Source organism: Pseudomonas asgharzadehiana, assembly GCF_019139815.1.
In the GTDB taxonomy this organism is placed as follows: domain Bacteria; phylum Pseudomonadota; class Gammaproteobacteria; order Pseudomonadales; family Pseudomonadaceae; genus Aquipseudomonas; species Aquipseudomonas asgharzadehiana.
The window spans coordinates 6,089,168-6,107,031 of sequence record NZ_CP077079.1; the positions used below are offsets into that span (position 1 = coordinate 6,089,168).

Below are 17,864 nucleotides of genomic sequence, written 5' to 3' on the forward strand. Positions count from 1 at the left end.
CGCGACGCCTTCACAGAGGAAACGCGCCGCCGTCTTTGGGCTGGCCTTCGACGCTGAGCAATTCAAGCTTGAGGGTCTTGCCGCCGGGTGCCGGCCAATCGATGTGCTGCCCCACTTGCAGGCCGAGCAAGGCGCTGCCGACTGGCGCCATGATCGAAATCTTGCCTTCGTCGGCATTCGCGTGCTTGGGGTAGACCAAGGTCAGGTGGTAATCCTTGCCGCTGCCTTGTTCCCGGCAATGCACACTGGAGTTCATGGTCACGACACCCGCAGGCACTTCATCGTGACCCACCACCTCTTCGGCGCGGTCGAGTTCGGCTTGCAACGCTTCGACGCCGGGGAATTCGTCGCCCAAGCGGTCGATCAATTGCTCCAGACGCTGCACGTCAAGGCGGGTGAGGATGATGGACGGTGCGGTGGTCATGATTCAGGCAGACTCCTTTTTTCTGCACAAAAAAGCAAAACCCCGCCAGGAAAAGGCGGGGTTCTCACGGGCCTCGATGAGTTGAGGCGTACCCGGACACTACCACAGCGTCACAAATAAACAAGACAGCCTCAGGCGTTTGCCTTGCGCTGCGCGGCCTGCGCGCAGATCACTCGGCGCCGGGCATCGTCGGCGGAGCGCCATTCGCGGATGTCTTCCACATGCCGGAAGCAGCCGAGGCAGACTTTTTGCTCATCCAGCCGACACAAACTGATACAAGGTGACGGCACCGCCGGGCTGACATTGCTGAACAGCGGCTTGGGCGGGCGTACGGTTGCAGGCTCACTCACCATCAGATCTCGTCGAAATCCAGCTCGACGCCGGTGTATTCCTGCACCAGTCGCGTGAGCATCTCACCCAGCAACTCTTCACTCTTGTCGCACTGCCATTTGCCGCTTTCTTCGTCGTAGTCGAAGTGAACGCCGCCTGAGCGCGCCGCCAGCCATAGCTGACGCAGAGGCTCCTGGCGACTGAAGATCAATTGCTGGCCGCTTTCGAATTTGACGGTCAGCACGCCGGCCGAGTTTTCCAGGTCCACATCCAGGTCGCTGTCATCGAAAATATCTTCCAGCTTCTCCTGGGTGGCATCCACCAGGTCGTGAAAACGGGCTTCGGTCAAACTCATTGTGGCAACCTCAAAAGTGTCTGGTTTTGCTCAAGCGCCGCACGATACGGGCGAGCTTCGCCGATTGCAAAGGATACCGATTTCAACGCGATTGACGGCGTGAAATATCCCCAACCAGCGTAGTCCGCTTCTCAGTCGTGTCGGCAAACCCCCGCCGGACGGGTATTCCAGCGCATAGGCAAGCTGGCGGGTGGTCGGTATACTCGGGCGCAATTAATGCATATTCAAGGATTTCGCCATGAAGCGCCTGATCTCTTCCCTTGCTGCGCTCGTCGCGGTCGCTTGCCTCGTTAGTGCCTGTGGTCAAAAAGGCCCGCTGTACCTGCCCGATGACAGCAAAGACCCGAATGAACAGGCGCAATCGTCGCAAAAGCCATCCAAAGCGCATAAGCACGACACCTTCGAATAAGGGAACTCCATGGACGCTTTTAACTACCGGGACGGCGAGCTGTTCGCGGAAGGCGTGGCGTTGTCCGCGATTGCCGAACGTTTTGGCACGCCGACCTATGTGTACTCCCGTGCGCATATCGAAGCGCAATATCGCTCGTTCTCCGACGCGCTGAACGGCGTACCTCACCTGGTGTGCTACGCGGTCAAGGCCAACTCCAACCTCGGCATACTCAATGTCCTGGCGCGCCTGGGCGCCGGTTTCGACATCGTGTCCCGTGGCGAGCTGGAACGTGTACTGGCCGCCGGCGGCCAGGCTGACAAAATCGTATTTTCCGGCGTCGGCAAAAGCCGCGAAGACATGCGCCGCGCCCTGGAAGTCGGCGTGCATTGCTTCAACGTGGAGTCCACCGACGAGCTGGAGCGCCTGCAAGTCGTGGCCGCCGAGATGGGCGTCCGCGCACCGATCTCCCTGCGCGTCAACCCGGATGTCGATGCCGGCACCCACCCGTACATCTCCACCGGTCTTAAAGAGAACAAATTCGGCATCGCCATTGCCGACGCGGAGGACGTATACATCCGCGCCGCGCAGTTGCCGAACCTGGAAGTGCTGGGCGTCGACTGCCATATCGGCTCGCAACTGACCACCCTGCCGCCGTTCATCGATGCCCTCGACCGCCTGCTGGCGCTGATCGAACGCCTCGGCGAATGTGGCATCTATCTGCACCACATCGATCTCGGTGGCGGTGTGGGCGTACGTTATCGCGACGAACAGCCGCCGCTGATTGCCGACTACATCGCTGCCGTACGCGAGCGCATCGAAGGCCGCGACCTCACGCTGATGTTCGAGCCGGGCCGCTATATCGTCGCCAACGCCGGTGTATTGCTGACTCAGGTCGAGTATCTCAAGCACACCGAACACAAGGATTTCGCCATCGTCGATGCGGCGATGAACGACCTGATCCGTCCGGCGCTGTACCAGGCCTGGATGAACGTCACGGCCGTTGCGCCTCGCAACAGCGAAGCGCGCGCGTATGACATTGTCGGCCCGATCTGCGAAACCGGCGACTTCCTGGCCAAGGATCGTCAGTTGGCCCTCGAAGAAGGCGACCTGCTGGCCGTGCATTCGGCCGGTGCCTATGGGTTTGTCATGAGCTCCAACTACAACACTCGCGGGCGTGCCGCCGAGGTGCTGGTGGACGGTGATCAAGCGTTTGAAGTGCGTCGCCGCGAGACGGTAGCCGAGTTGTATGCTGGCGAAAGCCTGCTGCCGGAGTAAGCCATGCTGCTGCGTTTTACCAAGATGCACGGGCTGGGTAATGATTTCATGGTTCTCGACCTGGTCAGCCAGCACGCGCACATCCTGCCCAAACACGCCAAACAGTGGGGCGACCGGCATACCGGGATTGGTTTTGACCAGTTGCTGATCGTCGAGGCACCGAGCAACCCGGAGGTGGATTTCCGTTACCGGATCTTCAACTCCGACGGCTCCGAAGTGGAACAGTGCGGCAACGGTGCCCGCTGCTTCGCGCGCTTTGTGCTGGACAAGCGCCTGACCGCCAAGCGCCAGATCCGCGTCGAGACCAAGAGCGGCGTGATCGAACTGGACATCCGCAACGACGGCCAGATCAGCGTCAACATGGGCGAGCCGCGCCTGGTGCCGGCGGATATTCCGTTCCAGGCCAGTGAGCAGGCCGTCAGTTATGCACTGGACGTGGATGGCCAATCGCTGGACATCGCCGCCGTGTCCATGGGCAACCCCCACGCCGTGCTGCGGGTCCACGACATCAACAATGCTCCCGTGCATGAACTGGGCCCGAAGATCGAACACCACCCGCGCTTTCCGGCACGGGTCAATGTGGGCTTCCTGCAGGTGATCGACCGTTCCCGCGCGCAATTGCGCGTATGGGAACGCGGTGCCGGCGAAACCCAGGCCTGCGGCACCGGTGCTTGCGCCGCTGCCGTGGCCGCGATCAGCCAGGGATGGATGGATTCGCCGCTGCTGATCGACCTGCCCGGTGGACGCTTGTCCATCGAATGGGCAGGCCCTGGCCACCCGGTGCTGATGACCGGGCCGGCCTCGCGTGTATACGAAGGACAGGTCCGTTTATGAGTGAGCCAAGCTAATGACCGATAAGCCTCAAGTACCCGCCCAAGCTACCCCAAGCGAAAGTCTGGAGGCCGCTGCTGTCGCGGCGTACCTTGAGGCTAACCCGGACTTCTTCGTCGAACACGAAGAACTGCTGCCGGCGCTGCGCATACCCCACCAGCGCGGCGATACCGTGTCGCTGGTGGAGCGGCAGATGAAAATCCTGCGCGAGCGCAACATTGAAATGCGCCACAAGCTCTCGCACCTGATGGAAGTAGCCCGCGACAACGACCGCCTGTTCGAAAAGACCCGTCGACTGATTCTTGGCCTGATGGATGCCACCAGCCTGGAAGAAACCGTGATTGCCGTGGAAGACAGCCTGCGCCAGGACTTCCAGGTGCCGTTTGTCAGCCTGATCCTGTTCAGCGACAACCCGATGCCGGTGGGTCGCTGGGTCAGCGGCAGCGAAGCGCAAACCGCGATTGGCGGGCTGTTGTCCGAGGGCAAGACTATCAGCGGCACCCTGCGCGAGCATGAGCTGGACTTCCTGTTTGGCGCCGAACAGCGCAAGCAGATCGGCTCCACCGCCGTGGTCGCCCTCAGCCATCAAGGCTTGCATGGCGTACTGGCCATCGCCAGCCGCGATCCTGCGCACTACAAAAGCTCGGTGGGCACACTGTTTCTGACTTACATAGCCGAAGTGCTGGGCCGCGTCCTGCCACGCTTCACCACCGCCCTGCGCGCGGTGCGCTAACCATGGAACGACAACTGGACGCTTACTGCGCGCATCTGCGCAATGAGCGCCAAGTGTCGCCCCATACGCTGGAAGCTTACCGCCGGGACTTGAACAAGGTTCTGGCGTACTGCGAAAAACAACAGGTCACCAGTTGGAAAGCCCTGGATATCCAAAGCCTGCGCAGCCTGATCGCGCGCCTGCATCAGCAAGGTCAGTCTTCCCGTAGTCTGTCGCGCCTGCTGTCGGCAGTACGTGGGCTTTATCACTACCTCAACCGCGAAGGCCTGTGCGACCACGACCCGGCCAACGGCCTGTCTCCGCCCAAGGGCGAGCGACGCCTGCCCAAGACCCTGGACACCGACCGCACCCTGCAATTGCTCGATGGCGCCGTGGAGGATGACTTCCTCGCCCACCGCGACCAGGCGATCCTTGAGCTGTTCTATTCCTCGGGCCTGCGCCTGTCGGAGCTTACCGGCCTGAACATCGACCAACTGGACCTGGCGGACGGCCTGGTGCAAGTGCTGGGCAAGGGCAGCAAAACCCGCGTGCTGCCGGTGGGCAGGAAGGCCCGCGAAGCGTTGCAACTGTGGTTGCCGCTGCGAGCGCTGGCCAACCCCAAGGACGATGCGGTGTTTATCAGCCAGCAAGGCCGGCGCCTGGGGCCTCGTGCGATCCAGGTGCGGGTCAAGGCCGCCGGCGAACGCGAACTGGGCCAGAACCTGCACCCGCATATGCTGCGGCATTCTTTTGCCAGCCACATGCTGGAGTCGTCCCAGGACCTGCGCGCCGTGCAGGAACTGCTCGGCCACTCCGATATCAAGACCACCCAGATCTACACCCATCTGGACTTCCAACACCTGGCAACGGTGTATGACAGCGCCCATCCACGGGCCAAACGCATCAAGGGCGGCGACTCATGAGTATCAAGCTGATCACCTTCGACCTGGACGACACGCTCTGGGACAACGTACCGGTCATCATCAGCGCCGAAGCGTCGATGCGCGAATGGCTGGCGATTAACGCCACCAAGGTGGGCGACCTGCCGCTGGAACATTTCGCCAGCCTGCGCCAGCAGGTGCTGCAGCGTCACCCCGAGCTGAAACACCGCATCAGCCTCCTGCGCCACCGCGTACTGATCCACGCGTTTGAAGAGGCGGGTTATCCACAGCCTGAGGCCAGGGAAATGGCGGATGTGTGCTTTGAGGCGTTCATTGATGCGCGCCATCAACTCACCGTATTCCCTGAAGCCGAGCCCATGTTGAAAGCCCTGCGCCAGCACTTTTTGCTGGGGGTGATCACCAACGGCAATGCGGATGTGCAGCGCGTGGGCCTGGCGGACTATTTTCACTTCGCGCTACGTGCCGAAGATATCGGCATCGCCAAGCCGGATGCGCGCTTGTTTGAAGAGGCGTTGCAGCGCGGTGGCGTGGACGCCGGTGCGGCAGTGCATGTAGGCGATCACCCTGGGGATGACATCGCCGGGGCACAGCTGGCCGGGTTGCGGGCGGTGTGGTTTAACCCGACGGGCAAAGTGTGGGAAGCATCAAAGCGCCCGGATGCAGAAATTCGTAGCCTGACGGAGTTGCCTGCGTTGCTGCAGAGTTGGCAGTAACACTGTCGATCAAAATGTGGGAGGGGGCTTGCTCCCGATAGGAGAGTGACAGTCGATGGAGGAGTCGACTGACCTGCCGCTATCGGGAGCAAGCCCCCTCCCACAGTTAGAACACCACAAGGCCCGGATAAATCATCAGCCATGAAAAAGCCCGCAGCGACGGCGGGCGTTTTCTGACAAGCAGGTGGCAGAGCTTAGATAGGTCGGCTGCCGTACTTGTTATCCGGCTTCTTGGGCGGGTCGGCAACCACATTGGGCTCGACTTCGACCACTTTGCCGCCTTTGGCAAGAAACTCTTCCATCGCGCGGGCCAGGGCATCGCGCTCTTTGTTCTTGGCCTCAACGCTCGGCAGTTCATCTACCGAAACAGCAGCCTTGGCTTTGCCTTTGGCCTTGGGCGCGGCGTCGTCGCCACCACTTTCATCGGCGTCCTCAGCAACGTCGTCAACTGCTGCCGCATCAAGACCGTCTTCAGCCTCGTCGTCCTCACCTACTTCAAGGTCGTCGTTTTCCAGATCATCGTCGCTCATGTTCTACCTCATGACTTGCGAAAAGCAGATTAGTTATAGCCCAGCTTCATCCTCTGTCGAGGCTGCCGGAAAAAAATCAACGTCCACCGGATAACCAGTGGCCTATGCCTCATCACCGTGCAAGGTGGCGAGGACTTTACGAGCACCGCCATGATCACGGTGCTCGCCCAGATAAACACCTTGCCAGGTCCCCATCGCCAAGCGGCCGGCCTTCACCGGCAAACTCAGCTGGCAGCCCAGGAGACTGGCCTTGAAATGCGCCGGCAGATCATCCGGACCTTCGTCGTTGTGCTCGAAACCTGCCCGGCCTTGCGGCACCAGCGAGTTGAAAAAACGCTCAAAGTCACGGCGAACCGCCGGGTCGGCATTCTCGTTGACACTCAACGAGGCCGAAGTGTGCTGCAACCACAGGTGCAACAGGCCCACACGACACGCCTTCAACTCAGGCAGGCCGGCAAGCAACTCATCGGTTACCAGGTGAAAGCCCCGAGGCTTGGCCCGCAGGGTTATCAGGGTCTGTTGCCACATACAGTTCTCCGCCCATCGGCGCGCATTCTAGCGCGCTCTGGGAAAAAACAAAGTGCCGAATACGCCTACATGCCTGTAAGACATTCGCACGCTAAAAAGTGCCGTGTGCGTCCTATCACAAACTCGACGTAAAACCGGCACAGCTTGTTATGACTGACAAACGCCAGACAAAAAAATGCCCGGCAAGCCGGGCATCTTTTTTTCGCGTACTTACAAGTTGTAGCCGCGTTCGTTGTGTTGCGCCAGGTCGAGGCCAACAGCCTCCTCCTCTTCGCTGACACGCAGGCCCATGACCATGTCCAGCACCTTCAGGATGATGTAGGTGACGATGGCCGTGTAGATCACGGTGAAACCGACGCCTTTGCACTGGATCCAGACTTGAGCCGCGATATCAGTCACGGTGCCGAAACCGCCCAGAGAAGGGGCTGCGAATACACCGGTAAGGATCGCGCCGAGAATACCGCCAATGCCGTGTACGCCGAAGGCATCCAGGGAATCGTCGTAGCCCAGCTTGCGCTTGAGAGTAGTGGCACAGAAGAAGCACACCACACCCGCCGCCAGGCCGATGATCAGTGCGCCCATCGGGCCCACGGTGCCGGCGGCCGGCGTGATCGCGACCAGGCCAGCCACCACACCCGAGGCGATGCCCAGTGCGCTTGGCTTACCGTGAGTGATCCACTCGGCGAACATCCAGCCCAGCGCCGCAGCGGCAGTTGCAATCTGAGTCACCAGCATCGCCATGCCCGCAGTGCCGTTGGCCGCCACAGCCGAGCCGGCGTTGAAGCCGAACCAGCCGATCCACAGCATGGCCGCACCGATCAGGGTGTAACCGAGGTTGTGCGGGGCCATCGGTGTGGTCGGGAAGCCCTTGCGCTTGCCGAGTACCAGGCAAGCTACCAGGCCGGCCACACCGGCGTTGATGTGCACCACGGTGCCGCCGGCGAAGTCCAGCACGCCCCAGTCCCACATCAGGCCACCGTTGCCGCTCCAGACCATGTGCGCGATCGGCGCATAGACCAGCGTGAACCAGATGCCCATGAAAATCAGCATTGCGGAAAACTTCATACGCTCAGCGAACGCACCGACGATCAGCGCCGGGGTGATGATGGCGAAGGTCATCTGGAAAGTGATGAACACCGCTTCCGGGAACAGCGCCGCAGGCCCGGTGATGCTGGCCGGAGTGACACCCGCCAGGAACGCCTTGCCCATGCCGCCGAAGAAGGAATTGAAGTTGACTACGCCCTGCTCCATACCGGTGGTATCGAACGCGATGCTGTAACCGTAGATGACCCACAGGATGCTGATCAGGCCAGTGATGGCGAAGCACTGCATCATCACCGACAGAATATTCTTGGAGCGGACCATGCCGCCGTAAAACAGCGCCAGGCCCGGGATGGTCATGAACAGCACCAGTGCGGTGGCGGTCAGCATCCAGGCGGTGTCGCCGGAGTTGAGGACTGGAGCAGCCACTTCGTCTGCCGCCATGGCCAGGCTTGGCATTACGATGGACAACAGGGCTCCGAGCCCTGCGAATTTACGCAGAGTCATATTGTTTTCTCCTGGGGCGTTGGGGTTTGGCGGCTTAGATTGCGTCGGTATCGGTTTCGCCGGTACGGATGCGAATCGCCTGTTCCAGATTGACCACGAAGATCTTGCCGTCACCGATCTTGCCGGTGTTGGCGGCCTTGGTTATCGCCTCGATAACCCGGTCAAGATCCTTGTCGTCAATAGCGACATCGATCTTCACCTTCGGCAGGAAATCGACTACGTATTCCGCGCCGCGATACAGCTCGGTGTGACCCTTCTGCCGACCGAAGCCCTTGACCTCAGTAACGGTAATGCCCTGCACGCCGATCTCGGACAGTGACTCGCGTACATCGTCCAACTTGAACGGCTTGATGATGGCAGTGACTAGCTTCATGAAAACTCTCTCCCGAATTGGTGGACTTGCCCCAGGAAAACAAACCCGTCTCAAGTCTAAGCGCAGTGCCTGGCTTTGTAACGCATCGTCGCAAGGGCAGTTGCCATTGCGACGCCAGCTAACCACTGGTGACGAAACCTGTACCCCTGATCCGTCGGCGCACTGCATTCGTCACAGCGACTGCATCAGTGCATGGGTCATGATCGTCTAAGCAGAAACCTTGCCAGCTCCGTAAAAACCACTGAAATCAGTCCATTGCCCACTTAAGCCCACCCGCAGGGCTGTCTGGCGGCCGCAATGCGCACGAAAACAGTGCGCCGCCGTCCGGCGCGATGCGCGAAAAGCGTGCGCCGCAGGCCGTGAAAAAGACTATAGACGCTGCGTGATACACTGCCCGCCAACAGTTTTCCGGAATATTTCCCATGCTCGCGCCCAAAGACCTCCTCGACGCCCTGAGCGGCCATGCCTCTCGCCTGTTCAGCGGCGAAACCCCGCTGCCCCGCAATGAAATCGAAAGCCAGTTCAAGGCCTTGCTGCAAAGTGGCTTCAGCAAGCTCGACCTGGTAAGCCGAGAAGAGTTTGATAGCCAAATGGTGGTGCTGGCCCGCACGCGTGCGCGGCTGGAGAGCCTGGAAGCGAAAGTCGCGGAGTTGGAAGCGCGGTTAACACCACCCGCTGAATAAACGCAGCCCGTGTGGAAGGGGGCTGGCTCCCTCCACACGCGCGTCACCTTTTTCTCTGGATACGTTCTGTAAAACCTCCGCGCTTCGCTCTTCCCCACCTCGTCTACCCTTGAAAAACCGCAGGAAGCGGCCCCCCATTTCAAGGAACGAGCATGTCCCTCGCCATTGTCCACAGCCGCGCCCAGGTCGGCGTCGAAGCCCCCGCCGTCACCGTAGAAGTGCACATGGCCAATGGCTTGCCTTCCCTGACCCTGGTGGGCCTGCCCGAAACCGCCGTCAAGGAAAGCAAGGACCGCGTGCGCAGCGCCATCCTCAACAGTGCCCTGCAATATCCCTCGCGCCGCATCACCCTCAACCTCGCGCCCGCCGACCTGCCCAAGGACGGCGGGCGCTTTGATTTGGCCATCGCCTTGGGGATTCTGGCGGCCAGCGTGCAGGTACCGGCGTTGATGCTCGATGAGGTCGAATGCCTGGGCGAATTGGCGCTGTCCGGTGAAGTGCGCGCGGTCAAAGGTGTGTTGCCAGCCGCATTGGCGGCGCGCAAGGCCGGGCGCACCGTGATAGTGCCGCGGGCGAATGCCGAGGAGGCCTGCCTGGCTTGCGGGTTGAAGGTGATAGCGGTGGATCACCTCCTGCAGGTGGTAGCGCACTTGAATGGGCAGGTGCCGATTGAGCCCTACAAATCCGATGGCTTGCTGTACCTGAACAAGCCCTACCCAGACTTGAGCGAAGTGCAGGGCCAGCTCGCCGCCAAGCGTGCATTGCTGATCGCAGCGGCGGGTGCGCATAACCTGCTGTTCAGCGGGCCACCGGGCACCGGCAAGACCTTGCTCGCCAGCCGCCTGCCCGGTTTGCTACCGCCACTGAGCGAACAGGAGGCTCTGGAAGTGGCGGCGATCCAATCGGTGGTCAGCCTCGCGCCGCTGAGCCACTGGCCACACCGGCCGTTTCGCCAGCCGCACCATTCCGCTTCAGGCCCGGCGCTGGTGGGTGGCGGCTCGAAACCGCAGCCAGGGGAAATTACCCTGGCGCATCACGGGGTGTTGTTCCTGGATGAATTGCCAGAGTTCGATCGCAAAGTACTGGAGGTGCTGCGCGAGCCACTGGAGTCGGGACATATCGTGATTTCCCGCGCTCGCGACCGAGTGAGTTTCCCGGCGCGCTTCCAACTGGTGGCGGCCATGAACCCCTGCCCTTGCGGCTATATGGGCGAACCCAGTGGGCGCTGTCGCTGCACGCCGGAGCAAATCCAGCGGTATCGAAACAAGCTCTCCGGGCCGCTGTTGGATCGAATCGACCTGCACCTTACCGTGGCACGTGAAACAACCGCGTTGAATCCAACCCGGCAGGCCGGTGACACGACGGCTACAGCCTCGGCCCACGTGGCCGAAGCCAGGGACCGTCAGCAACGGCGCCAGGGCTGCGCCAATGCCTTCCTTGATCTACCGAGCCTGCGCGAGCACTGCCAATTACTGAAAGCCGATGAAAGCTGGCTGGAGGGTGCCTGCGAGCGGCTGACGTTGTCGCTGCGCGCAGCACATCGGCTACTCAAGGTGGCACGCACTCTGGCGGACTTGGATCAGGTGCAGGCGATCACCCGCGATCATCTCAAGGAGGCCTTGCAATACCGACCCCCAGCAATCACTTGAGTCTGGCGTAGGCCCCCTCGCACATTTTGCACAGCGTAATCTCAGCGGAACCGATCCACTTCATGGCGCAGGCCCGCCGCCAACGTTTCCAACTCCTTAGCGGTAATCGCCAAATTCGACACCACTTCACGCTGCTCGCTATTGGCCAGCGCGATGCTCTGCAAGTTGCTGCTGAGCAAGGTCGCGGTGCTGCTTTGCTCCTGGGTCGCGGTGGTAATCGCTGCGAACTGCTGACCGGCCGAGCGGCTTTGCTCGTCGATACGTGCCAGGGCCGAGGCCACGTCGGCGTTGCGCGACAGGCCTTCCTGCATCAGCGCATTGCCGTGCTCCATGGTGCTGATGGCATTGCCGGTTTCCTTCTGGATGCTCTGGATCATCCCGGAAATTTCATCCGTGGCTTCGCGGGTACGCGACGCCAGGTTGCGCACCTCGTCGGCTACCACGGCAAAACCGCGACCCTGTTCACCGGCCCGTGCGGCTTCGATGGCGGCGTTGAGCGCCAGCAGGTTGGTCTGCTCGGCGATGGAGGTGATCACGCCGACGATTCCGCCGATCTCCTGGGAGCGTTGGCCCAAGGTGTTGATCACGGACGCGGTGCTGTTCAGGGCGGTGGCGATGTGTTCCAGGGACGACGACGCCTCTTGCATCGAGTTGCGACCGATACGGGTTTGTTGCGCGTTTTCCTGGGCCAGGCGCTCGGTGGCGCCCATATTGTCGGCGATATTCAGCGACGTGGCGCTGAACTCCTCAACCGCGCCGGCCATGCTGGTGATCTCGCCGGACTGCTGTTCCATGCCGTCATAAGCACCGCCAGACAAACCGGACAGCGCCTGGGCACGGCTATTGACCTCTTCGGCCGCCTTGCGGATATGGGAAACCATGGTCGACAGCGCTTCACCCATTTGGTTGAAACTGCGCGCCAGTTGGCCAATTTCGTCATGGCTGGACACGTTCAGGCGTGCACTCAAATCACCCGCGCCCAAGGCTTCGGCCTGGCGCACCAGGTCGCTCAGCGGCTGCAGCTTGCTGCGCAGCAGCCACACCGTGGCACCCACCGCCAGCAGCATCGCCAGCACGCTGCCGATCACCAGGCGAATCCCGACCGCCCAGGTAACCGCGCGGATTTCAGCTTTCGGCATGCTCGCAACCACGGCCCAAGGGCCACCGTCGAAGGGTACCGAAACACTGTAGAAATCTTCGTTCTTGTCGCTCCAGAAGCGGCCTTTGCCAGGGGTCTTGGCCAGATCCAACATCACCGGCACCGCCTGATCCAACGCCTGTACACCCGCCGGCGGTACCAGCCAGCGCTTCTGCTCGTCGAGCAACGCCAGGGAGCCGGTCTGGCCGATGCGGAAGCGCTTGAGGTTTTCGAACTGCGCGGCCTGAGCGTCGGTGTAGTCAAACCCGATGAACAGCACGGCAATCACTTTGCCGCCGGCGTCGCGTACAGGGCTGTACTGGGTCATATAGGACCGATCGAACAACACTGCTCGCCCGATATAGGCCTGGCCACCGAGAACACGTTGGTAAGCCGGGCCTTGGCGATCAAGCACGGTGCCGATCGCGCGGCTGCCGTCCTGCTTGGTCAGGGACGTGCTGACGCGGATAAAGTCGTCGCCGCTGCGCACGAACACCGTGGCCACGCCGCCGGACATTTGCTTGAACTCGTCTACTTCGGTGAAGTTGTTGTTGAGCACTTCGCTGCCCAGCAACAGGCTCGGCGTCTGCACCCCGGCCACGGTGACCGGGTGATCGGCCTGCACCGACAGCCCGGCGCTGAAGCGCTTCTCAAACAACCCCGTCAGGCGCTGGGTGCTTTCGCGCAACGTACTGTGGAAGGTATTGAGCTGGTCGGCGAGCAAACGCGCTTCGCTGGCCAGGTGCTCCTCGCGGGTATCGAGGTTGGCGGCATCGAGGGACCGCAGGGCGAAAACGGTACTGCCGCTGATGACGACAGCCAGAATCAAGGCTAATGCGAGGCCTAACTGGGAGGCGATCCGGGCGCGAGGTTGAGACATGACTGCTCCTGGCCGAGGCCAGGATCATCCTGATCTCATAGCGCTGCTCGGCAAATTATCTGGTGGGAAACGTTGGAGGACGATGGTGCCAACACACCTACTTCGGCGGCGCTCGGCAATACTTGAGCGAGTCGCAGGGGTATCACGCAAACGGTTGCGCGCCAGGCCTGCAACCCCCTCAATCGAGGCGCTCGACCGCCGGCAGGACCATGGCTTGCACTTCGCCCTGAAGGAAATCCGCCAGGCGCCGCAAGCGTTCACCACCGGGACGGGTTCTCGGCCACACCAGGTAGTAATTTTCCCCACTGGCCACCGCGGTCGGCCACGGCAGGCTCAAACGCCCCTGGGCCACGTCTTCGGCCACCATCAGCAGGTCGCCCATGGACACGCCGTAACCACGGGCGGCGGCGATCATGCCCAGCTCAAGCGTATCGAACACCTGCCCGCCCTTGAGCGAAACCTGGGACGACAACCCCATGCGCTCCAGCCAACTGCGCCAGTCGCGACGGTCTGGCGTGGGGTGCAGCAACTCGGCGCCGGCCAGGCGGTTTATATCCCAAGGCCCGTCGCTCAACAAGTTCGGCGCGCCAACCGGAATCAACAGCTCGGGGAACAGATAGCAGGCCTCCCAATCCGCTGGAAAATGCCCGTTGCTCAAGAGCACCGCGCAATCGAAAGGCTCCTGGTTGAAATCCACCTCATCCACGCTCATCCAGGCGCTGGTCAGTTGCACCTCATTGCCCGGCTGCAACGCCCGGAAGCGACTGAGCCGCGCCAACAACCAACGCATGGTCAGGGTCGACGGCGCCTTCATGCGCAAAATGTCGTCTTCGGCGTTCAGGGTGTGGCAGGCCCGTTCCAGTGCGGCAAACCCTTCGCGCACGCCGGGCAACAGCAGGCGCGCGGCTTCGGTGAGCTGCAAATTGCGGCCGCTGCGCTGAAACAGGCGGCAGGCGAAATGTTCTTCCAGGGTGCGGATATGCCGGCTCACCGCACTCTGGGTGATCGACAGCTCTTCAGCGGCGCGAGTAAAGGAATGGTGCCGGGAGGCCGCTTCAAATGCGCGCAAGGCATACAGAGGAGGAAGACGACGAGACATGTTGAAAGCTCCGACAGCGCAATGCCCGAACCCTACCAGAATCAATCAGGCATGAGTTTTAATCATGCGAACGATCGCTTTTATCCCTTTGTGCATTGGGCGCAGAGCGCCGAAAATCAACCCTCTCCCAACCCTCTGATTTGTTGAGCGTGATGATCATGCAGCATCCGGCACGTACCGAACTCTGGGCCATTCTGCGGCTGTCAGGGCCGCTGATTGCCTCGCAGTTGGCGCACATGTTGATGGTGCTGACAGACACCTTGATGATGGCGCGCCTGAGCCCGGAAGCCCTGGCTGGCGGCGGCCTGGGCGCGGCGAGTTATTCGTTCGTGTCGATCTTCTGCATCGGCGTGATTGCCGCCGTGGGGACGCTGGTCGCTATCCGTCACGGCGCCGGCGATATCGAAGGCGCCACCCGCCTGACCCAGGCCGGGCTCTGGCTTGCCTGGCTGATGGCCCTGGCGGCGGCCTTGCTGCTATGGAACCTCAAACCGGTGCTGCTGATGTTCGGCCAGACCGAAACCAACGTGCAGTCGGCGGGACAGTTCCTCACGGTGCTGCCGTTCGCCTTGCCCGGCTACCTGAGCTTCATGGCTTTGCGCGGCTTCACCAGTGCCATCGGCAAGGCCACCCCGGTGATGGTGATCAGCCTCGGCGGCACGGTGCTCAACTACCTGCTCAATCACGCGCTGATCGAAGGCATGTTCGGCCTGCCGAAACTCGGCTTGATGGGCATCGGCCTGGTCACCGCCATCGTCGCCAATGGCATGGCGCTGGCGCTGATGTGGTACATCCGCAGCAACCGCGCCTACGCTGCCTACCCGCTGAGCAACGGCCTGCTGCGCCTCAACACCCACTATCTGCGCGAATTGTGGCGCCTGGGCCTGCCGATTGGCGGCACCTACGCGGTGGAGGTCGGGTTGTTCGCCTTTGCCGCGCTGTGCATGGGTACCATGGGCAGTACGCAGTTGGCGGCGCATCAGATCGCCCTGCAAATTGTCTCGGTGGCGTTCATGGTTCCGGCCGGCATGTCCTACGCGGTGACCATGCGCATCGGCCAGCACTATGGGGCCGGGCAATTGCTGCAAGCGCGCATGGCGGGGCGAGTGGGGATCAGTTTTGGCGCGGCGGTGATGTTGGGATTTGCCGCCGTGCTGTGGCTGTTTTCCGACCCTTTGATCGGGCTCTTCCTCGACCATGACGACCCGGCGTTCCACGACGTGATCGTGCTGGCAGTCAGCCTGTTGGCCGTCGCGGCCTGGTTCGAGCTGTTCGATGGCGTGCAGACCATCGCCATGGGCTGCATCCGAGGGCTCAAGGATGCCAAGACCACCTTTCTGGTGGGCTTGGGATGCTACTGGCTGATCGGCGCGCCTTCGGCCTGGCTGATGGCCTTCACCCTGGGCTGGGGGCCGACCGGTGTGTGGTGGGGTTTGGCGTTGGGCCTGGCGTGTGCAGCGGTCAGCCTGACTTGGGCGTTTGAAGCGAAGATGAAGCGAATGATTCGCCAGGAACCGCAAGTACACGCGAAATTCCCAGCCATGCAACCTGACTAGCGCGGGCACTTGGGTTGGGTTTACAGCTCAACCCAGTAACGCCTGCTGGCCCTTGTCGAACTTCAAGTACTCCACCAACTCCGGCAGCGGCAACGGTTTGCTGATCAGGTAACCCTGGGCCTGGTCGCAGCCAAACAGCCTCAGCAACGCGAGTTGCTCCGGGGTTTCCACGCCTTCGGCCACCACTTCCAGGTTGAGATTGTGTGCCAGGTTGATCATCGCGTGTACCAGCTTGCGGTTCTCTTCGCGCTCTTCCATGCCGCCGACAAAGCTCTTGTCGATCTTCAACAAGGCGATCGGCAAGCTATTGAGGTGCACGAACGATGAGAAACCGGTGCCGAAGTCATCCAGGGAAAACCGCACACCCAGGCGACCGAGGGCATCCATGGTCTGCTTGACCAGGTCACTGCGGCGCATCACGGCGGTTTCGGTCAGCTCGAACTCCAACCACTGCGCCTCCACGCCGCGCTCGCTGATCAGCCGGCTGAGCGTGGAGAGCAACTGGCTGTCCTGGAACTGGCGGAACGACAGGTTGACCGCCATGTGCAGCGGCGGCAGGCCGCGCTCGCGCAGGTCTTGCATGTCGCGCAGGGCCCGGGAGATCACCCAGTAGCCCAGCGGTACGATCAGGCCGCTCTGTTCGGCCAGGGGCACGAATTCGCTGGGGGGCAACAGGCCGCGTTCGCCGTGGCGCCAGCGCACCAGGGCCTCAAGGCCGACGATATGCCCATCGTCCAGATCCAGGCGTGGCTGGTAATGCAACTCCAACTCATCGCGACGCAGGGCACGGCGCAGTTCACTTTCCAGGTCGGCCAGGCTGCGCGCATTGCGGTTGATGCGTTCGTTGAAGATATGAAAGGTGCAGCCCTGAGTGCTTTTGGCTTGCTGCATGGCGATATGGGCGTGCCACATCAGCGGGTCGGCGCCGGCGCGCGCACGGGCATGCGCCACGCCCAGGCTGCAACCGATCAGCAGGCTTTCGCCATCTACCCAGTAAGGTTCGGCCATCGCTTCGGTAATGCGCTCGGCCATCCATTCGGCGCGCTGGGGCGCACGGCGGGTGTCGATCAACAGCGCAAATTCATCGCTGCCCAGGCGGGCCAGTTGGTCGCCGACCTCAAGCTGGTTCTTGAGCCGCGAGACCACCTGCAGGATCAACCGGTCGCCGGCCTGGTGGCCGAGGGCGTCGTTGGCGTGACGGAAATTGTCGAGGTCCAGGTGACCGAGGGCCAGGCCGCGACCTTCGTTCTCGGCCAGCCGCGCGGCCAGCAGGGTCTGGAAACCCTGGCGGTTGGCGATACCGGTGAGGGGGTCTTGCTCGGCCAGGCGCTGCAGGGTGTTTTCCAGCACACCACGCTCGCGCACATGGCGCAGGCAACGGCGCACAGTGTCGGCGTCCAATCCATCATGGATCAGCCAATCACTGACGCCCAACGGCGCTACCAACGGCTCCTCTTCCAGCAGCAACACACACGGCAGGCTGCAACGGCCAGGCCCGGGCTGCAGGCTGGGCGTGGTCAATAGCACGGCGCTTTGGTCGTCATCGAACAGACGACTCACCGAGTCCCAGTTGGGTGCGCTGATCAGCACAGCCCCTTCGCCCATCGGCGCCAGGCACTCGCGCAACAAAGCTGCCCACTCAGGCGCATCGGCCAATAGCAGCAAACGCAAGGGTTCGACAGGCGTAGACAAGCTAGCTCCCTAGACTCTGCAAAAATTCGTTGGCGGCGGGCATTATGACGTGCGACCTGACAATCACCAATGACAGGGGTTATCAAATACGCAGGCTGTAAGCAATTGTCTTAAAAACTAATACATCCTGCGGCAAAGTAGCAAAAGCGGCAAATTTAGATCGAGTGGTACGTCACACCGTCGATCCAGAGCAGCAGAATCTCGCCAGCCTGTTAAAATGCCCGCCCTTTTGAACAACGACTCCCTGAACTCTGT

Annotated in this window: 19 protein-coding genes; 9 read left to right on the plus strand and 10 right to left on the minus strand. The window is 61.7% G+C overall.

Annotation, left to right across the window (positions count from 1 at the left end):
• Positions 1–10: 10 nt before the first annotated feature.
• The 3 genes from rnk to cyaY form a co-directional block, all read right to left on the minus strand.
• On the minus strand, positions 11–424 hold the full coding sequence (gene rnk / locus KSS96_RS27785; protein WP_017526852.1) for a nucleoside diphosphate kinase regulator: 414 nt from the start codon (positions 422–424) through the stop codon (positions 11–13).
• A gap of 131 nt (positions 425–555) precedes the next feature.
• Positions 556–774 (minus strand): DUF1289 domain-containing protein, encoded by a 219-nt coding sequence (locus tag KSS96_RS27790; RefSeq protein WP_026067180.1) that lies wholly within the window; start codon positions 772–774, stop codon positions 556–558.
• Between the two features lie 2 nt (positions 775–776).
• Positions 777–1,109, minus strand: coding sequence for an iron donor protein CyaY (gene cyaY / locus KSS96_RS27795; RefSeq protein WP_017526850.1), 333 nt, complete (start codon positions 1,107–1,109; stop codon positions 777–779).
• A gap of 238 nt (positions 1,110–1,347) precedes the next feature.
• On the opposite strand from cyaY, the gene lptM reads away from it, so the two are divergent.
• Genes lptM through KSS96_RS27825 form a run of 6 tightly spaced genes read left to right on the plus strand, consistent with a single transcriptional unit; the run spans position 1,348 to position 5,933 of the window.
• Positions 1,348–1,518, plus strand: coding sequence for an LPS translocon maturation chaperone LptM (gene lptM / locus KSS96_RS27800; RefSeq protein WP_017526849.1), 171 nt, complete (start codon positions 1,348–1,350; stop codon positions 1,516–1,518).
• 9 nt (positions 1,519–1,527) lie between these two features.
• Complete coding sequence (gene lysA / locus KSS96_RS27805) at positions 1,528–2,775, plus strand: diaminopimelate decarboxylase (protein ID WP_068935965.1); 1,248 nt, start codon at positions 1,528–1,530, stop codon at positions 2,773–2,775.
• A gap of 3 nt (positions 2,776–2,778) precedes the next feature.
• Positions 2,779–3,609 carry a diaminopimelate epimerase gene (gene dapF / locus KSS96_RS27810; RefSeq protein ID WP_065879267.1) on the plus strand — a complete coding sequence of 277 codons (831 nt, stop codon included), beginning with the start codon at positions 2,779–2,781 and terminating at the stop codon, positions 3,607–3,609.
• 13 nt (positions 3,610–3,622) lie between these two features.
• Positions 3,623–4,339 carry a DUF484 family protein gene (locus KSS96_RS27815; protein ID WP_065879266.1) on the plus strand — a complete coding sequence of 239 codons (717 nt, stop codon included), beginning with the start codon at positions 3,623–3,625 and terminating at the stop codon, positions 4,337–4,339.
• Positions 4,340–4,341: 2 nt separating this feature from the next.
• Positions 4,342–5,241: a tyrosine recombinase XerC gene (xerC, locus tag KSS96_RS27820; protein WP_065879265.1), complete on the plus strand. Its 900-nt coding sequence runs from the start codon at positions 4,342–4,344 to the stop codon at positions 5,239–5,241.
• Positions 5,238–5,933, plus strand: a complete 696-nt coding sequence (locus KSS96_RS27825; protein WP_065879264.1) for an HAD family hydrolase — start codon at positions 5,238–5,240, stop codon at positions 5,931–5,933. Before xerC ends, KSS96_RS27825 begins: the two co-directional genes overlap by 4 nt.
• A 194-nt stretch (positions 5,934–6,127) precedes the next feature.
• Here KSS96_RS27825 and sutA read toward each other — a convergent pair whose 3' ends face one another.
• From sutA to glnK, 4 genes are all read right to left on the minus strand, one after another.
• The gene (gene sutA / locus KSS96_RS27830) at positions 6,128–6,463 is read right to left on the minus strand and encodes a dormancy-specific transcriptional regulator SutA (RefSeq protein WP_017526843.1); all 336 of its coding nucleotides are present in this window, start codon (positions 6,461–6,463) and stop codon (positions 6,128–6,130) included.
• 102 nt (positions 6,464–6,565) lie between these two features.
• Positions 6,566–6,991 carry a secondary thiamine-phosphate synthase enzyme YjbQ gene (locus KSS96_RS27835; protein WP_017526842.1) on the minus strand — a complete coding sequence of 142 codons (426 nt, stop codon included), beginning with the start codon at positions 6,989–6,991 and terminating at the stop codon, positions 6,566–6,568.
• A gap of 210 nt (positions 6,992–7,201) precedes the next feature.
• A complete protein-coding gene (locus KSS96_RS27840) occupies positions 7,202–8,539 on the minus strand; it encodes an ammonium transporter (RefSeq protein WP_017526841.1) in 1,338 nt (445 codons plus the stop codon).
• 34 nt (positions 8,540–8,573) lie between these two features.
• Positions 8,574–8,912 (minus strand): P-II family nitrogen regulator, encoded by a 339-nt coding sequence (gene glnK / locus KSS96_RS27845; protein WP_002555808.1) that lies wholly within the window; start codon positions 8,910–8,912, stop codon positions 8,574–8,576.
• Positions 8,913–9,334: 422 nt separating this feature from the next.
• Here glnK and KSS96_RS27850 point away from each other — a divergent pair, with 422 nt between their 5' ends.
• Together KSS96_RS27850 and KSS96_RS27855 are read left to right on the plus strand one after the other, a co-directional pair.
• Positions 9,335–9,595: an accessory factor UbiK family protein gene (locus KSS96_RS27850; RefSeq protein ID WP_017526840.1), complete on the plus strand. Its 261-nt coding sequence runs from the start codon at positions 9,335–9,337 to the stop codon at positions 9,593–9,595.
• Between the two features lie 152 nt (positions 9,596–9,747).
• Entirely contained in the window at positions 9,748–11,244 is a 1,497-nt protein-coding gene (locus KSS96_RS27855) for a YifB family Mg chelatase-like AAA ATPase (protein WP_017526839.1), read from the plus strand.
• A gap of 41 nt (positions 11,245–11,285) precedes the next feature.
• Here KSS96_RS27855 and KSS96_RS27860 read toward each other — a convergent pair whose 3' ends face one another.
• Together KSS96_RS27860 and KSS96_RS27865 are read right to left on the minus strand one after the other, a co-directional pair.
• Positions 11,286–13,262 (minus strand): methyl-accepting chemotaxis protein, encoded by a 1,977-nt coding sequence (locus tag KSS96_RS27860; RefSeq protein ID WP_017526838.1) that lies wholly within the window; start codon positions 13,260–13,262, stop codon positions 11,286–11,288.
• 178 nt (positions 13,263–13,440) lie between these two features.
• Positions 13,441–14,361 carry a LysR substrate-binding domain-containing protein gene (locus KSS96_RS27865; RefSeq protein ID WP_065879262.1) on the minus strand — a complete coding sequence of 307 codons (921 nt, stop codon included), beginning with the start codon at positions 14,359–14,361 and terminating at the stop codon, positions 13,441–13,443.
• A 152-nt stretch (positions 14,362–14,513) separates the two neighbouring features.
• Between KSS96_RS27865 and KSS96_RS27870 the strand changes: the two genes are divergently transcribed.
• On the plus strand, positions 14,514–15,917 hold the full coding sequence (locus KSS96_RS27870; RefSeq protein ID WP_065879261.1) for a NorM family multidrug efflux MATE transporter: 1,404 nt from the start codon (positions 14,514–14,516) through the stop codon (positions 15,915–15,917).
• A 27-nt stretch (positions 15,918–15,944) separates the two neighbouring features.
• Here KSS96_RS27870 and KSS96_RS27875 read toward each other — a convergent pair whose 3' ends face one another.
• Complete coding sequence (locus KSS96_RS27875) at positions 15,945–17,609, minus strand: putative bifunctional diguanylate cyclase/phosphodiesterase (RefSeq protein ID WP_017526835.1); 1,665 nt, start codon at positions 17,607–17,609, stop codon at positions 15,945–15,947.
• Positions 17,610–17,864 lie beyond the last annotated feature (255 nt).

Excerpts from the sequence above, each read along its gene's own strand:
- KSS96_RS27835 (WP_017526842.1), bottom strand. The coding sequence starts at position 6,991 with ATGTGGCAACAGACCCTGATAACCCTGCGGGCCAAGCCTCGGGGCTTT.
- lptM (WP_017526849.1), top strand. The coding sequence starts at position 1,348 with ATGAAGCGCCTGATCTCTTCCCTTGCTGCGCTCGTCGCGGTCGCTTGC.
- lysA (WP_068935965.1), top strand. The coding sequence starts at position 1,528 with ATGGACGCTTTTAACTACCGGGACGGCGAGCTGTTCGCGGAAGGCGTG.
- KSS96_RS27870 (WP_065879261.1), top strand. The coding sequence starts at position 14,514 with ATGATCATGCAGCATCCGGCACGTACCGAACTCTGGGCCATTCTGCGG.
- glnK (WP_002555808.1), bottom strand. The coding sequence starts at position 8,912 with ATGAAGCTAGTCACTGCCATCATCAAGCCGTTCAAGTTGGACGATGTA.
- KSS96_RS27815 (WP_065879266.1), top strand. The coding sequence starts at position 3,623 with ATGACCGATAAGCCTCAAGTACCCGCCCAAGCTACCCCAAGCGAAAGT.
- KSS96_RS27825 (WP_065879264.1), top strand. The coding sequence starts at position 5,238 with ATGAGTATCAAGCTGATCACCTTCGACCTGGACGACACGCTCTGGGAC.
- xerC (WP_065879265.1), top strand. The coding sequence starts at position 4,342 with ATGGAACGACAACTGGACGCTTACTGCGCGCATCTGCGCAATGAGCGC.
- KSS96_RS27865 (WP_065879262.1), bottom strand. The coding sequence starts at position 14,361 with ATGTCTCGTCGTCTTCCTCCTCTGTATGCCTTGCGCGCATTTGAAGCG.
- KSS96_RS27860 (WP_017526838.1), bottom strand. The coding sequence starts at position 13,262 with ATGTCTCAACCTCGCGCCCGGATCGCCTCCCAGTTAGGCCTCGCATTA.
- KSS96_RS27850 (WP_017526840.1), top strand. The coding sequence starts at position 9,335 with ATGCTCGCGCCCAAAGACCTCCTCGACGCCCTGAGCGGCCATGCCTCT.
- KSS96_RS27840 (WP_017526841.1), bottom strand. The coding sequence starts at position 8,539 with ATGACTCTGCGTAAATTCGCAGGGCTCGGAGCCCTGTTGTCCATCGTA.
- cyaY (WP_017526850.1), bottom strand. The coding sequence starts at position 1,109 with ATGAGTTTGACCGAAGCCCGTTTTCACGACCTGGTGGATGCCACCCAG.
- sutA (WP_017526843.1), bottom strand. The coding sequence starts at position 6,463 with ATGAGCGACGATGATCTGGAAAACGACGACCTTGAAGTAGGTGAGGAC.
- KSS96_RS27855 (WP_017526839.1), top strand. The coding sequence starts at position 9,748 with ATGTCCCTCGCCATTGTCCACAGCCGCGCCCAGGTCGGCGTCGAAGCC.
- dapF (WP_065879267.1), top strand. The coding sequence starts at position 2,779 with ATGCTGCTGCGTTTTACCAAGATGCACGGGCTGGGTAATGATTTCATG.
- rnk (WP_017526852.1), bottom strand. The coding sequence starts at position 424 with ATGACCACCGCACCGTCCATCATCCTCACCCGCCTTGACGTGCAGCGT.